Source organism: Flavobacterium sp. FlaQc-49 (genome assembly GCF_044005985.1).
GTDB classification, from domain to species: Bacteria; Bacteroidota; Bacteroidia; order Flavobacteriales; family Flavobacteriaceae; genus Flavobacterium; species Flavobacterium cupriresistens.
Map to the genome: position 1 here is coordinate 1 of NZ_JBIPCS010000014.1, position 14,347 is coordinate 14,347.

The window sequence follows — 14,347 nt, forward strand, 5'->3', positions numbered from 1 at the left end:
AAAAATTATGGAAGAACTATTATCTAAAAAGTCCTATTATTGTAAACCAATAACAGGACTAAAAATGAATTGTAAATCTATTTTAGGATTAAGGATAAATATGTAAACTTATTTTAGGACGAGACATCATTGCGGGCACGAGCGGGACGCTCGCGCTAGCATCGTAAGTTAAATTAGTAATCTTAAACTTCTACTAACCCATCGCTGGCGCGAGCGTCCCGCTCGTGAATCTACACCCAGTAAGTTCTAATTATAAATACCTTTGTATATTCAAACTAGACAAAACATCTCATACCCAACAAGTTTTCTGCTTATTACTGCATTTCTAAGCAACAAAAAAGAACAAAAAATCTAAAATCTAAAATATTCCCCCCAACAAGATGCAACTTGTCCGATTCTCTCCTCAAAATTGTCTTTTCACACCCCTAATGTATTGATATTTAGAACGTACATTTGTTATACTAATTTCTAAATCATACCAAATGAACACACAAGATTTTACCACAACCCTCATAACTAATCATTCTCCGGAAGACGTTTTTAATGCCATTACCAATGTTCGCGGCTGGTGGTCGGAAGAGATTGAAGGAAATACAGCAAAACTAAATGATGAATTTAAGTATCATTACGAAGACGTGCATCGCTGCAAAATAAAATTGACAGAAGTAATTCCGAATCAAAAAATTGTCTGGTTGATAGAAGAAAACTATTTCAAATTTACAGCAGACGAAAAAGAATGGACCGGCACAAAACCTACTTTTGAGATCACAGAGAACGATGGCCAAACAGCGCTGCGATTTACTCATATTGGTTTGGTTCCCGATTATGAATGTTTTGAAATTTGTAGAGACTCCTGGACAAATTACATTCAAAACAGTCTAAAAAAACTAATTACAACCGGAAAAGGCCAGCCAAACGGCAAAGACAAACCACAAACCGAAAACGAAAAGAGATTGTCGGAAAAGTAATTAAATACCAACAAACTGTACTTTTATAAATTCATGACTTCATCAGATTAGAAAGTTAATAAAGCGATAATTTTTTAAATTCATAAACAGTTATTTCATAACTTAGTTAGCTTTTTAATCTTTGAAATCATGACTAAGAAATATATTGCAAAAGACTTTTTAAAACTTGCTGCAAAAGGGCATTCGCATGAAGCATTTCGCCTGTATGTCAGTAAGGATTTTAAGCATCATAATGTTTATTTTAAAGGGGATGCCAATACACTGATGCTGGCAATGGAAGAATCCTCCAGACAAAATCCGAATAAAACTATTGAAATTCATCACGCAATAGCAGATAAAGATTTAGTTGCCGTACATTCACATGTCAAACAAAATGCCAATGATTCGGGTGTGGCCGTAGTTCATATCTTTAGATTTGAGTCCGGAAAAATAGTAGAACTTTGGGATCTGGGACAAAGTGTTCCCGCCAAAATGATCAATGAAAATGGAATGTTTTGAAAAAAATGTGAGTTGTAAAATGTAATCTGAGAATGAAAACTGAAACTGAAAACTGAAACTGAAAACTGAGACTGAAAACTAAAACCGTGACTAAAAAAACAAAAAAGACCAAAAACACCAAATGACCACACTTCTACGAACTTCTATTTTAGTATCCGTTCTGTTACTACTTTCAAGCAGCCCTTCCTTTTCGCAAAAAAAAGACCACTTATACACCCAAATAGACAGTTTAATTAAAGTTAGTGATCCTAAATTTAATGGTGTACTTCTTATTTCAAAAAAAGGAAAAACAGTTTATGCTAAAGCGCTGGGTTCTGCTGATTTTAATAAAAAGATCCCATTGACAATCAACAGCCAATTTGAAATCATGTCAAACAGCAAGCAAATCACCGCTGTTTTGATTTTAAAAGAAGTTGAAAAAGGGCGTATTGATTTACAGGCACCTATTAAAAAATATCTTCCGCATCTCACACAAACCTGGGCAGATTCTGTTACAATTCATCAGTTATTAAATCATACCCACGGAATTATCGATTTACAAAAACCGCTATTGTTTAAACCCGGAACTGATTTTAAATATGGTGATTTAAGTTTTTCTTTACTGGGACAAATTGTTGCCTTTAGTACCCAAAAAAAATATCCGGAAGTAGCAGCTGATTTGTTTAAAAAATTAAACATGAAAAACACTTACTGTTATTCTAAAGACAAAACAACACAATTGGTTTCGGGCTATATTAATGACAAAAATGTTTTTACAAAAAATGATAAATCCGGAATAACCGCCGAAACCGTTTCTGCTAATGGGATTATATCAACGGTTACCGATTTAGCAATTTGGAACAATAATCTCCATAAAGGAAAAATCCTGAAACCCGAGACCTACCAATTGATGCTTCGTTATACTATCAAGGCGCAGCACAATCTTTTTGGGAAAGAAAAAGAAGGCTATGGTTATGGACTACGAATCGTCGATCAGGGAAATCCAAAATATATGGGGCATTCCGGGCTGGGCGATGGCTTTTCTTCCGTAAATTTATACTTCCCGAAAAGTGATGTCAGTTTGATCGTTTTAGAAAATCAGATGAATACAAACTCTGAATTGTTTTACCAAACCGAAATCAAAATCAAGGCGCTTTTATTAAAAAGTGATTTATTAAATAAAAAATAATCTGTCATGGCTGTAAACAAAACAATAGAAACGGAAGGCAGTGTTAACGATTTCATTAACGCTGTTGAGGACAGTACGAAACGAAACGACTCGTTTGAACTTGTTAAATTAATGCAGGAACAAACCGGTTTTGAAGCCAAAATGTGGGGACCCGCCATTATTGGTTTTGGAAGTTACCATTACAAATATGCCAGCGGTCGTGAAGGCGATGCACCGCTTGTCGGATTTTCACCAAGAAAAGAAGCAATTTCTCTTTATTGTTATGTTACATCTGAAAACAGAGAAGAACTTCTTTCTAAATTTGGAAAACATAAATCCGGAAAAGGCTGCATTTACATCAAAAAACTAACCGATATTGATGTTGAAGTGCTCAAAAAAATGATTTCCCTTTCGGTTGAAAACTTAAATGAATTATACCCACCAAAATAAACCATGACAATAACTTTTATACTACTGCTTGTCCTTTTAGCCGTTTATCTTTTTTTACAGGATGCCCGATTTGGTAAAGCTCCCACTGGCGAAAGACTTGCATTAATCAAAAAATCTCCGAATTATAAAAACGGAAAGTTTGAAAATGAACATTTTACACCGGACCTTACGGAAGGATACACGATGACAGGAGTGTTGTTTGAGTTTTTATTCAAAAAAAAGGAACACAGAATTCCTGCGGATTTAATTCCTTCAATAAAAACAGATTTGTTAAACCTACCTTTAGATAAAGACATTTTAGTCTGGTTTGGACATTCTTCTTATTTTATTCAGATGGAAGGAAAGCGAATTTTAGTCGATCCTGTTTTTAGCGGTAACGCCTCCCCTATTGCCGGCACTACGAAGGCTTTTAAAGGAACCGATATCTATACCGTTGATGATCTTCCTGAAATTGACTACCTATTGATTACACACGATCATTACGATCACTTGGATTATAAAACGATTCTTAAACTAAAGTCCAAAACAAAGCAAATTGTCTGTGGTCTCGGTGTAGGTTCCCACTTTGAATTTTGGGGATTTTCATCCGATAGCATTATTGAAAAAGACTGGTATGAAAAAATAGAACTTGACGCCAATATTACACTTTATACAGCGCCAACAAGACATTTTTCCGGTCGTGCTTTCAAACGTTGCAATACACTATGGCTCTCTTTTATTTTACAAACCCCAACCTATAAAATGTATTTGGGAGGAGACAGCGGTTACGATACTCATTTTGCTGCTATTGGAGAGAAATATGGTCCCTTTGATCTTGCTTTGGTTGATAATGGCCAATACGACATCAAATGGAAATACATTCACAACCTGCCTGAAAATGTAATTCAAGCTGCAAAAGATCTAAAAACGAAACGATTGTTTCCGGTTCATTCTTCAAAATTTCCATTGGCCAATCATGCCTGGGATGAGCCTTTGAAAAGAGTAACCCAATTAAATCAAAACGAAACAAATCCGATTCCGCTAATTACGCCAATGATTGGTGAGTTAGTTGAACTAAAAAATGAAAAACAGGAATTCCGTCAATGGTGGAAAAATGTAAAATAAAAGTACCGAATATGAATCCTTCAGCCTATACAATTCGAAATGCCGATCCTTCAGAATTTAACAAAATTGGAGAACTTCTTATTCTTGTTTATTCACAATTAGATGGCTTTCCAAAAGAAAATGAACAGCCCAATTATTATAAAATGTTAGCTAATATTGGCGATTTCACCAATCATCCTGGAACAGAACTTTTAGTTGTGGCTGATGATCAGGATACAATTCTTGGTGCTGTAGTTTATTTTAATGACATGAAATATTACGGTTCCGGAGGTATTGCAACTCAGGAACAAAATACGGCAGGTTTTAGATTATTGGCTGTAGATCCCGTTGCCCGCGGAAAAGGAATTGGCAAATTACTGACTGAGGAATGTATTGGCAAAGCCAAAGCAAACCAACTGGATCAACTTATTATTCACAGTACTTTGTCTATGAAAACAGCATGGAAAATATATGAAAATTTAGGTTTCAAACGGTCTGAAGATTTGGATTTCATGCAGGGAGAACTTGCCGTTTTTGGATTTAGATATCCGTTAAAGTAAACACATTCTTCAAATAGTAAAAGCATATAAAAAGTAAAACAGCAATACATCAAAAAAATTGAAACAGACAATATCCATTTTCCTGATCACATTTTTATTAAGCATTTCTTTAAGCGCTCAAAATACCTACGTTTTTCTGGGTTCTTATAACAGAGACAAAACTGCAGCATCCATTCTGGTATATCAATTAGATACTGTAAAAGGAAAACTGACCCAAGTGGCGTCGGTCAAAAACCTCATTAACCCCTCGTTTTTAACGGTTTCACCAAACGGAAAATATGTTTATGCCTGTACCGACAGTAAAACTCCAAATGCAGGAAGCGTAAGCAGTTTTGAATTCAATCCACAAAATAAGACACTTACTTTTTTAAATAAACAATCTAGCGGTGGCGAGAATCCGGTCTATGTTTCCGTTCATAAAAGTGGGAAATGGCTGGTAAACGGCAATTACACCGAAGGAAGTGTTTCTGTATATCCGTTATTGGAAAATGGAAAAATCGATTCGATAGCACAAAATTTTCAATATCAGGACGGAAGTGTAAACAAAGAAAGACAGGCCCGCTCACACATCCATTCCACAATATTTTCTCCGCAGTACGACTATCTATTTCTACCCGACTTAGGAGCCGATAAAATACGTTGTTATCAATTTGATGCCACACAAAAACAGCCATTAACAGCAACCGAAATTCCATTTACAAAAACAGATCCTGAAAGCGGACCACGTCATTTGACTTTTCATCCCAATCAAAAATTTGCGTATTGTATTGAAGAAATGTTAGGAACAATCAGTGCTTATGGCTATGAAAATGGGGCTCTGCAAAAAATACAGAAAGTAAATACACATCCCGACACTATTACAGAGGGTTTCGAAAGTTCGGACATTCACATTTCACCTGACGGAAAATTTTTGTACGCTACAAACCGAGGAAAAGAAAACAATATTGCCATTTTTACTATTGATGAAAAAGGACTTTTAGCCAATATCGGTTATCAGTCGACCTTAGGAAAACATCCGAGAATTTTTGCGATTGATGAAACCGGAAAATTCCTGATCGCATCCAATGTGCTAACTGGAAATGTGGTGGTTTTTAAACGAAATCTAAAAACGGGATTGCTTAAAAAAACGGGGAAAGAAGTACAACTGGAAAATGTTTCCTGTGTTCAAATCAAAAAAATATAATTTAAAAACACCATTAAATATGAGTACATCACTTTTAAATTTGCAGCCTGAAGTATTAGAAAACGAATTTGTAAAATTAGTTCCATTACAGCAAACTGATTTTGAAGGTCTTTTTGAAGTGGCTTCTGATCCGTTAGTATGGGAACAACATCCAAATAAAAACAGGTACGAGAGAGAAGTCTTTCAAAACTTTTTTGAAGGAGCAATGGAAAGCAAAGGCGCTTTTCTGATCCTTGATAAAAGTACAAACGAAATAGCCGGAAGCACCCGTTTTTATGAATATGAACCAGAAAATAAAAGTATTTTTATCGGTTATACTTTTTACGGAAGAAAATTTTGGGGAACAGGATTTAATTCCCATGTGAAAAAAATAATGCTCGACTATGCTTTTGATGCTGTTGATAAAGTTCAATTTCATGTTGGAGCAGAAAATTATCGTTCACAAAAAGCAGTTGGAAAACTGGGAGCAACAAAAGTAGAAGAAATAGACGTTGCTTATTACAATGAACCCTCTCGTCATAATTTTGTGTACGAGCTAAAAAAATAAACCAATACAAAATGAAAAGAATAAGCATTTTCTGCGGTTCCAGTTTTGGAACGGAAGCAATCTACCAAGAGCAAGCCACTTTGCTCGGACAAACATTAGCAAAACAAAATATAGAATTGGTATACGGCGGTGCAGACGTAGGTTTAATGGGTGCTCTTGCTGACGGCGCTTTAAGTGAAGGCGGAAAAGTAATTGGAGTACTTCCCGGCTTTCTGCGTTCAAAAGAAATTGCACACAAAGGCCTAACCGAATTAATTTTGGTAGAAAGCATGCACGAAAGAAAAACCAAAATAAACGATTTATCAGACGGTGTCATAGCACTTCCGGGTGGTTTTGGAACACTTGACGAGCTTTTCGAAATGCTGACCTGGGCACAGTTAGGACTGCATAAAAAACCAATTGCAATCTTAAACATCAACGGCTATTATGATTCCTTGTTAGAACTTACACATACTATGGTTGAAAAAGGTTTCTTAAAAAATGTAAATCAGGAAATGCTTTTAGTAAGCGATTGTATTGATGATCTATTGGAAAAAATGAGGAATTACAGCCCGCCAACAGTTGGAAAATGGATTGATAAGGAGAAAGTGTAAATCTTTATTTGCTTTAAAAGTAAACGACTAATCAGGGGGCTACGTTGGTAACTCCCATTGTAAAACATCAATTAAAAGCAAGAATAAAGGAAAGCCCTTGCGTAGCCTTCGACTTCGCTCAGGGTGACATTGGGCGACAAAATAATGGATTGGTAAGGTAACTGTGGTTTTAAGAAAGACAATCCATAATCTCACCTTTTACAAATATCATTTCACAATACCATTTTACAAACCTCTTTTCACAAAAAAGTTCTTCTCAAACAAATCGTATTACTTTTCAAACAAGTCATGAATAATCAATATTTCTAATTTTACATTGTTAACCAAACGACATAAATATGGACACATTTATTATTGATACAAAAACCGTTACACTTCTATTAGCCACTCTATTTACGGGGCTTTTAGCGGGTATTTTCTTTACTTGGGCTAATGCCGTAACACCGGGAATCGGTAAACTTGATGATATAAATTATCTCAGAGCCTTTCAAAATATGAACCGTACGATTCAAAATCCGCTATTCTTTTTGGTCTTTTTCGGTTCGATGCTGTTTTCTTTTATAGCAGCGTATTGCTATAAATCCAATAATGCTGTTTTTTGGGTTGTTACTGCTGCAGCTCTCCTTTATTTTATTGGTGTTTTTCTTGTAACGATTCTGGGAAACATCCCGCTGAACGAAATGCTCGACAAAACCAACCTGACCTCTATCACGCTCCAAGAAGCCACTATTTTGCGAGGTAAATTTGAAGCAAAATGGAATACCCTGCATCTTATCCGAACCGTCATCTCCTTACTTTCTTTTTTACTTTTAATTATTGGCTGTCTGTTAAAAAACAATACTGTTCATTAACTAAAAGCGAAACAATAATTTTTTATCTTAGAAGGTCTGAAAAAAAGTTTCACGTTTCACGTTTCATGTTTCAGGTTTCAGGTTACTGGCTATAAATTTCACGGCATACATTTTACAATTCACATCTCACACCTATACAAAATGAAAACAGAAAACAACAAATTCGCAAAAGCCGAAATGCTGATAAGAAAACCTGTTTCAGAAGTTTTTCAGGCTTTTATAGATCCGGAAATCACAAGTAAATTTTGGTTTACCAAAGGCTCCGGAAAATTAGTAGAGTACCAGCCAATCGAATGGGTCTGGGAAATGTATGGTTTTTCGTTGACGGTTTTAACAAAGGTCATAGAAGAAAACAAAAAGATTGTCGTTGAATGGGGAAATACCGGAGAAACCACAACAGTAGAATGGATTTTTACTCCATTAAACAAAAATGAAACTTTTGTAAGCATTACAAATTCAGGTTTTGTTGGCGATACAGACAAAATAATAGATCAGGTTAGGAATTCAACAGAAGGCTTTACATTGGTTTTAGCCGGAGCCAAAGCATATCTAGAACATCAAATTCAATTGAATTTGGTTTTAGATCGTTTTCCTAAAGGGCTGGCTTGAGTGAGCTGTTTCTTGCGAAATGTATCTTGTGAAATGTAAAATATTTTACTTAGCATGTCATTTCGACTTTAGGAGAAATCACACCAGAAACTCCGTTTCTATTTTCCGCAATTTTGTCATACTGAGGAACGAAGTATCTCCGTTCGCTGAATCGATACCGTTGAGCTTCACTTTACGGATTATCTCATGAATTTTCCTCAATCTTGTCATACTGAGGAACGAAGTATCTCCGTTCGTTGAATCGATACCGTTGAGCCTCAATTTACGGATTATCTCATGAATTTTCCGCAATCTTGTCATACTGAGGAACGAAGTATCTTAGTTCGCTGAATCGATACCGTTGAGCTTCACTTTATGGATTATCTCATGAAGATACTTCGTTCCTCAGTATGACAAACTGGGCGTGAGCTGCGTGTGGGATTTCTCGACTTCGCTCGAAATGACAAAATTCAGACATCCCTGAAACCAGTAATCAGTAATCAGTAATCAGTAACCTAAAACCTAAAACCTGAAACTTGAAACTTGAAACCTGTAAAAATGTAAAAATGCAAAATGCGAAACATAAAGTGTGAAACTTGAAACATAAAACGTCTAAAAACGAAAATGTGAAATATGAAACGTGTAACCTGAAACCTGAAACAATAAAACCAATGACCATCAAAAAACCCACCACCATAAACGAATACATCGGTTCTTTCCCAAACGACGTACAAGAAATTTTAGAAAAAATACGAATGACGATTCAGAAAGCGGCTCCTGATGCCAAGGAAAAAATCAGCTACTCCATGCCTGCTTTTGATCAAAATGGGATCGTTGTTTATTTTGCTGCTTTCAAAAACCATATTGGTTTATATGCTTTGCCAAGTGGACATGAAACTTTTAAGGAAGAACTTTCAAAATACAAATCCGGAAAAGGATCTGTCCAATTTCCTTTAAACGAACCGATGCCTTTTGCTCTGATAACTAAAATTGTAAAATTCAGAGTAAAAGAAAATTTAGAGAAAAAAGTAAAAATATAAAGTATGGAAATACACTCCATATCACCTACTCTATTTTGTTAATAAAACTTATATTTTAAGAAATTTAAGCACTACATATTCTTTTATCTTTGAGTTTTAAAAACCAAAAAAACGGAAGCTGAAGTGCACAAAAAATTATACGGACTAGATCATTTAAGAACATTTGCAATCAGTTTTGTTTTTTTATTCCATTATCAAATTCCAATTTTTGGGCATCCGGAATGGTTGACCGATTTTGCTAAATTTGGCTGGACAGGAGTAGATTTATTTTTTGTATTAAGTGGTTTTTTAATCTCTTCTCAACTTTTTTTTCAAATTAAAAATGGAACCGAAATCTCGTTTAAAGATTTCTTTATAAAACGTTTTTTCAGAATACTTCCGGCTTTTTGGTTTGTTACGGCAATCTATTTTTTATTTCCTTATTTCAGAGAGAAAGAAGCACTTGCACCCATATGGAAATTTGTAACTTTTACACAGAATATAGGATTAAACATCCAGGATTTTGGGACTTTCTCTCATGCCTGGTCCCTTTGTGTGGAGGAGCATTTTTATCTGATATTGCCAATCGTACTTCTCTTTTTACTTAGAAACAACCTTTTTTATAAATCCTACTGGATTCTAATAGTCTTATTTGCTTTTGGTTTTGCGATTCGCTTTTTTAGTTGGCAGCATTTATACCTTCCTTTTATTGAAGCAGAAAATTCATGGCTGTATTGGCACAAATACATCTATTATCCTACTTACAACCGCTTAGACGGACTTTTGATTGGTGTTTCTATCGCCGGAGTTTATCAATTTATGCCCGATTTATGGGGAAGGCTTTCAAAATTCGGGAATTACTTTTTAGCCATTAGTCTATTTATACTAACCGCTGCCTACTTTTTATGTATGGAAGAAAGATCTTTTTACGCTTCTATTTTCGGATTTCCACTTGTTGCTTTAGGGTACGGATTTATGGTTTTGGGTGCCATATCTCCCACCAGTATTTTGTACAAATGGAATTCTAAAACAACCTCTTTTATTGCAGCACTTTCCTATGGAATTTATTTAACCCACAAAGGAATTATTCATATTACCCAACAATTACTTCTAAAACTTACTATTGATATTGATAGTAATTTATCGCTCATAATTAGTACTCTATCCTGTATAATTGCTGCATTCCTACTTCATCAGACAATTGAAAAGCCCTTTATGAGATTACGGGCTAAATTTTTAAAAGAGCAATAGGTTTTATTTCTTAAACTCCCCAAAGTGCCACAAAACACCGGACGGGTCATGTAAAAAACATTCCCTTCCCCAGTCGAGATTTCGAATTGGTGTTAATTTTACTCCGGCATATTTCTCCGGAAGATTTAAGGCTAAAAGTTCCTTGTAATAACGGTCAACATCATCGACTTCTAAGAAAATCATCGTGTTTTCTATCCACTCTTTAGCATAATAATCCTGAAGGTAAAATGCCGTTTCCCCCGATTTGAAAACAGAGAAGTTAGCTTCTAATACGCCTTCTTCAAAGCCCAAATCACTGTAAAAACGTCTTGATAATTCAAAATCTTTTGCTCCGATAAACGGTCGTATTGACTTGATTTTATGTTCCATGATATCTTTTTTTAAATTAATATCGTAACGCTAAAAATCCGGTTTTACTTATTAGAACCAAGCTGACTACGCAAATCAACATTCAGGCTATATTGCTCTTCCACCGGAATAATTTTTCGGGAGTTCTTATTAATATCTCCTCCTTCTTTTGACCAAAGAAACGGATAAAAGTTAAAAACCTCGTCTCCTTTTAATTTTGAAACCTCTTCTCTCCATCCTTTCCATCTGTTGCCCTCATAAAATTTATCCAAATCATTATAAAAGCAAAATTGTAAAAATTCAGTGTACGTAATATCAAGTGGTTCGTATTCTAAATTATCAGGCGAAAAATAATATATCTTTCCTAAGTCTGTTCCCAGTCCGCCACCATTTAAGAGATAAAAACCGCCTATTGCATCATCTGCCACGATCAAAAAAGAAGGTGCTTCTCCAAATTCCTTAAATGCTTTTCCCTTGTTCCAATCCGGAAGTGTGCGATTAAATTTTGTATTTCCGGAACCTAAAATTCTAATCCATCCATCATCAATTAAAAGACCTCCTGTCATAAAAACTATAGCCCCCATTGGTGATTGGGTCGTAACTTGTGTTTTGTACAATACTTCTTTTGCTTTTGCCGCATCAACCGGTAAAATTTCAACTTTATTCGTTGCTGTTTTAATCCAACCTTCAACAACTGTCCAGCCCGGATCAGTTTTGTTTATGAGTTTATCTACTGCTTGCATTTTCGTTTGAGCTGTTGTTACAAAAGTTATAGATAGCGCTATAACGGCAAAAAAATTTCGTGTCATTGTCAAGGGTACCAATTCTTATTCTATTTTTCTTAATTTTTCTTCAATATACTTCCCAGACCTCTACCAATTTGCTCAATCGCCTCAATACTTTTCTTAAGCGGCGTTGCGGTAAAATCTTCGTAGGCATCCATGGCACTTTCTTTACGATCGTCCTGAGGATATACCAATATTATGTTATTATCATCAAATGATTTTTCGAATTTCTGCGGCAATTTGTCAAAGATCGACTGGTAGGATACCGAACCTTTACGGGATAAATTAAAAACAATTAAGTCAGTTGGTTTAATTTCATCCGAAATAGCATCAAAATCTTCCCAATCCAAAATACTTTTAAAACCTAGTTTTGCATTTAATCTCAAATTAGCCGCAATTTGCGTAATGGACTGATGCGTTTTATACTCGGCATAAATAACGATCGGGATGCTTAATTCCTGAGACAATCGACTTATTTTTTGCAGCAAAAGATGAAATCCGATTCCTCTTTCTGAAAAAGGAGGACAAATAAAAACCAGCCTTTTTTCTTCTATAAATGTTTTCTGAAATCTGCAGATAAACAAACTCTTATCTACATTATTGATTATTGAATCTACGTTTTCTCCAAAAATCTTATCCAGAAAACCTGTTTTTCTTGGCCAGCCGATAATCACAATATCGGACATAATTTCTTTTGAAGTACGCGCAATTCCACTTGCCGGATTGTGGTCAATTCTGGCGATTGTGGTGATTTTTACTTCAGAGGCAGAACCTTGAATTACAAATTTATCAACCGCTTTTTTATATTTTAAAATATTAATTTCGGCCTGATCGTTGTTCGGAACAATCGTTAACAGCGTCACCGGATTTTTAGATTTTTTATCCTTGATCAAAAGAGCAAAATCCAAAAGACTGGACGTTGCAGAAGTTTTAGCCAGCGGAATCAAAATGTGTTCTTCTAAAGTCTGATCTTTATTAGCATCTTCCGTAGAAACTTCTTCTTCGCAAATTGCGATTTTTTTAGCCGCTTTTTCAGTGGCAAAAGAAGCCACAATACAGGTTATCAGAATTAAAATAATTGTTCCGTTTAAAATATTTTCATCCAGAATTTTCGCCTTAAATCCAACCAATATAACCGCCAGAGTTGCTGCTGCGTGCGCACTACTCAATCCGAAAATAAGCTGTCTCTCGGTTTTTGTATATTTAAAGACTACTTGTGTAAAAAACGCCGCAATCCATTTTCCAAAAATAGCTACAACACTCAGGGTTCCTGCCACGATTAAAGCGGTCGGTCCACTTAGAATTACACTAATATCAACCAGCATCCCAACAGAAATCAGGAAAAAAGGAATAAACAAAGAATTCCCGATAAACTCGATTCTGTTCATTAACGCAGAAGAATGCGGAATAAGAGGATTTAATGCCAAACCGGCAACGAAAGCACCAATAATAGGCTCTACTCCTGCTACTTCGGCTAAAAATGCCGCAAAGAAAACAACCGAAAGTACAAAGATATAGTGGGCGTGTTTTTCACTTTCCAATTTTTTAAAGAACCATTTGGCAATCCTCGGAATAACCAAAAACATAATGGCAGAGAAAATAGCCAATGAAACCCCTAATTTTATCCAGAAAGCCTGATTCAGATTTCCCTGACTGCTTCCCATAATTACCGCAAGAATAATCAAAACCGCGGTATCGGTCAAAATGGTTCCCCCGACTGTTATTGCAACGGCCTGATTTTTGGCAATTCCCAATTTACTAACAATTGGATAGGCCACCAATGTATGAGTTGCAAACATGCTCGCTGTTAAAAAACTGGCATTAAAATCGTACTGCAACAAATAAAAACAAACCGGAAATCCAATACAAAGCGGGAAAATAAAGGTGAATAAACCGAACAATAAACTTTTATTTCTGTTGGCTTTAAATTCATTCATATCGAGTTCCAAACCAGCAATAAACATAATATAAAGTAGTCCGATGGTCGAAAACAAATCGACTGCAGAGTTTTTTGCCAGGATATTAAGTCCGTGAGGCCCAATGATTACACCTGAAATAATCAATCCGATTATACCCGGAATATTTATTTTCTTTAATAAAATTGGAGACAATAAAATAATGAAAAGTATCAACGAAAAGATCAATACTGGATTGCTTAGTGGTAATTCGAATTCTTGTAAAAAATGCTTGAAAAATTCTATCATAGTTAAATTTTATCTTCTTTATGCTATTCCGTTTTTCGTCAAAGGACACCTTATTTTAAATGAAATCTCAGAACTTCGTTTTACTGATTTCTATAAAAAAAATCAAATTCTCCGGCATTTATTTCCTCACAAAAATACCTAAAAAAAACACGAACTTTTTACGAAAGTTCGATATTAAGAATTTAAATTTACATCGTTGCCAAATTATTAAAATTTAATATCTTTTTTAACAAAACTGCAACATTAACAAATGAAAATTAAGCTTCTTTGCA

General features: G+C 35.2%; 16 protein-coding genes. 13 read left to right on the forward strand and 3 right to left on the reverse strand.

From position 1 onward, the window contains the following. Positions 1–482: 482 nt before the first annotated feature. From ACHRV3_RS20380 to ACHRV3_RS20440, 13 genes are all read left to right on the forward strand, one after another. A complete protein-coding gene (locus ACHRV3_RS20380; protein WP_395435944.1) occupies positions 483–968 on the forward strand; it encodes an SRPBCC domain-containing protein in 486 nt (161 codons plus the stop codon). 129 nt (positions 969–1,097) lie between these two features. Then, positions 1,098–1,466, forward strand: coding sequence for a nuclear transport factor 2 family protein (locus ACHRV3_RS20385; RefSeq protein WP_047773589.1), 369 nt, complete (start codon positions 1,098–1,100; stop codon positions 1,464–1,466). Positions 1,467–1,587: 121 nt separating this feature from the next. Next, positions 1,588–2,634, forward strand: a complete 1,047-nt coding sequence (locus ACHRV3_RS20390; protein WP_395435945.1) for a serine hydrolase domain-containing protein — start codon at positions 1,588–1,590, stop codon at positions 2,632–2,634. 6 nt (positions 2,635–2,640) lie between these two features. Next, on the forward strand, positions 2,641–3,063 hold the full coding sequence (locus tag ACHRV3_RS20395) for a DUF1801 domain-containing protein (RefSeq protein ID WP_047773592.1): 423 nt from the start codon (positions 2,641–2,643) through the stop codon (positions 3,061–3,063). Positions 3,064–3,066: 3 nt separating this feature from the next. Next, on the forward strand, positions 3,067–4,167 hold the full coding sequence (locus tag ACHRV3_RS20400) for an MBL fold metallo-hydrolase (protein ID WP_395435946.1): 1,101 nt from the start codon (positions 3,067–3,069) through the stop codon (positions 4,165–4,167). Positions 4,168–4,178: 11 nt separating this feature from the next. Next, a complete protein-coding gene (locus ACHRV3_RS20405) occupies positions 4,179–4,706 on the forward strand; it encodes a GNAT family N-acetyltransferase (RefSeq protein WP_395435947.1) in 528 nt (175 codons plus the stop codon). A gap of 58 nt (positions 4,707–4,764) precedes the next feature. Beyond that, entirely contained in the window at positions 4,765–5,889 is a 1,125-nt protein-coding gene (locus ACHRV3_RS20410; RefSeq protein WP_395435948.1) for a lactonase family protein, read from the forward strand. Between the two features lie 19 nt (positions 5,890–5,908). Further along, complete coding sequence (locus ACHRV3_RS20415) at positions 5,909–6,436, forward strand: GNAT family N-acetyltransferase (RefSeq protein WP_047773784.1); 528 nt, start codon at positions 5,909–5,911, stop codon at positions 6,434–6,436. An 11-nt stretch (positions 6,437–6,447) separates the two neighbouring features. Next, a complete protein-coding gene (locus ACHRV3_RS20420) occupies positions 6,448–7,029 on the forward strand; it encodes a TIGR00730 family Rossman fold protein (protein WP_395435949.1) in 582 nt (193 codons plus the stop codon). A gap of 338 nt (positions 7,030–7,367) precedes the next feature. Next, on the forward strand, positions 7,368–7,880 hold the full coding sequence (locus tag ACHRV3_RS20425; RefSeq protein ID WP_395435950.1) for a DUF1772 domain-containing protein: 513 nt from the start codon (positions 7,368–7,370) through the stop codon (positions 7,878–7,880). A 141-nt stretch (positions 7,881–8,021) separates the two neighbouring features. Then, the gene (locus ACHRV3_RS20430; RefSeq protein WP_395435951.1) at positions 8,022–8,489 is read left to right on the forward strand and encodes an SRPBCC family protein; all 468 of its coding nucleotides are present in this window, start codon (positions 8,022–8,024) and stop codon (positions 8,487–8,489) included. Positions 8,490–9,139: 650 nt separating this feature from the next. Next, positions 9,140–9,508: an iron chaperone gene (locus tag ACHRV3_RS20435; protein WP_395436001.1), complete on the forward strand. Its 369-nt coding sequence runs from the start codon at positions 9,140–9,142 to the stop codon at positions 9,506–9,508. Positions 9,509–9,631: 123 nt separating this feature from the next. After that, a complete protein-coding gene (locus ACHRV3_RS20440) occupies positions 9,632–10,738 on the forward strand; it encodes an acyltransferase family protein (protein ID WP_395435952.1) in 1,107 nt (368 codons plus the stop codon). Positions 10,739–10,741: 3 nt separating this feature from the next. Here ACHRV3_RS20440 and ACHRV3_RS20445 read toward each other — a convergent pair whose 3' ends face one another. From ACHRV3_RS20445 to ACHRV3_RS20455, 3 genes are read right to left on the reverse strand one after another with little or no spacing between them, the layout of a single operon-like run. After that, on the reverse strand, positions 10,742–11,107 hold the full coding sequence (locus ACHRV3_RS20445; protein WP_395435953.1) for a VOC family protein: 366 nt from the start codon (positions 11,105–11,107) through the stop codon (positions 10,742–10,744). Positions 11,108–11,151: 44 nt separating this feature from the next. Next, positions 11,152–11,895 carry a DUF2625 domain-containing protein gene (locus ACHRV3_RS20450; protein WP_230002657.1) on the reverse strand — a complete coding sequence of 248 codons (744 nt, stop codon included), beginning with the start codon at positions 11,893–11,895 and terminating at the stop codon, positions 11,152–11,154. A 32-nt stretch (positions 11,896–11,927) separates the two neighbouring features. After that, positions 11,928–14,075 (reverse strand): cation:proton antiporter, encoded by a 2,148-nt coding sequence (locus ACHRV3_RS20455; RefSeq protein WP_047773608.1) that lies wholly within the window; start codon positions 14,073–14,075, stop codon positions 11,928–11,930. Positions 14,076–14,347 lie beyond the last annotated feature (272 nt).

Bases quoted from the DNA above. Each gene is read 5' to 3' on its own strand.
- ACHRV3_RS20455 (WP_047773608.1), bottom strand. From the start codon at position 14,075: ATGATAGAATTTTTCAAGCATTTTTTACAAGAATTCGAATTACCACTA.
- ACHRV3_RS20415 (WP_047773784.1), top strand. From the start codon at position 5,909: ATGAGTACATCACTTTTAAATTTGCAGCCTGAAGTATTAGAAAACGAA.
- ACHRV3_RS20390 (WP_395435945.1), top strand. From the start codon at position 1,588: ATGACCACACTTCTACGAACTTCTATTTTAGTATCCGTTCTGTTACTA.
- ACHRV3_RS20380 (WP_395435944.1), top strand. From the start codon at position 483: ATGAACACACAAGATTTTACCACAACCCTCATAACTAATCATTCTCCG.
- ACHRV3_RS20430 (WP_395435951.1), top strand. From the start codon at position 8,022: ATGAAAACAGAAAACAACAAATTCGCAAAAGCCGAAATGCTGATAAGA.
- ACHRV3_RS20420 (WP_395435949.1), top strand. From the start codon at position 6,448: ATGAAAAGAATAAGCATTTTCTGCGGTTCCAGTTTTGGAACGGAAGCA.
- ACHRV3_RS20450 (WP_230002657.1), bottom strand. From the start codon at position 11,895: ATGACACGAAATTTTTTTGCCGTTATAGCGCTATCTATAACTTTTGTA.
- ACHRV3_RS20435 (WP_395436001.1), top strand. From the start codon at position 9,140: ATGACCATCAAAAAACCCACCACCATAAACGAATACATCGGTTCTTTC.
- ACHRV3_RS20405 (WP_395435947.1), top strand. From the start codon at position 4,179: ATGAATCCTTCAGCCTATACAATTCGAAATGCCGATCCTTCAGAATTT.
- ACHRV3_RS20445 (WP_395435953.1), bottom strand. From the start codon at position 11,107: ATGGAACATAAAATCAAGTCAATACGACCGTTTATCGGAGCAAAAGAT.
- ACHRV3_RS20400 (WP_395435946.1), top strand. From the start codon at position 3,067: ATGACAATAACTTTTATACTACTGCTTGTCCTTTTAGCCGTTTATCTT.
- ACHRV3_RS20425 (WP_395435950.1), top strand. From the start codon at position 7,368: ATGGACACATTTATTATTGATACAAAAACCGTTACACTTCTATTAGCC.
- ACHRV3_RS20395 (WP_047773592.1), top strand. From the start codon at position 2,641: ATGGCTGTAAACAAAACAATAGAAACGGAAGGCAGTGTTAACGATTTC.
- ACHRV3_RS20385 (WP_047773589.1), top strand. From the start codon at position 1,098: ATGACTAAGAAATATATTGCAAAAGACTTTTTAAAACTTGCTGCAAAA.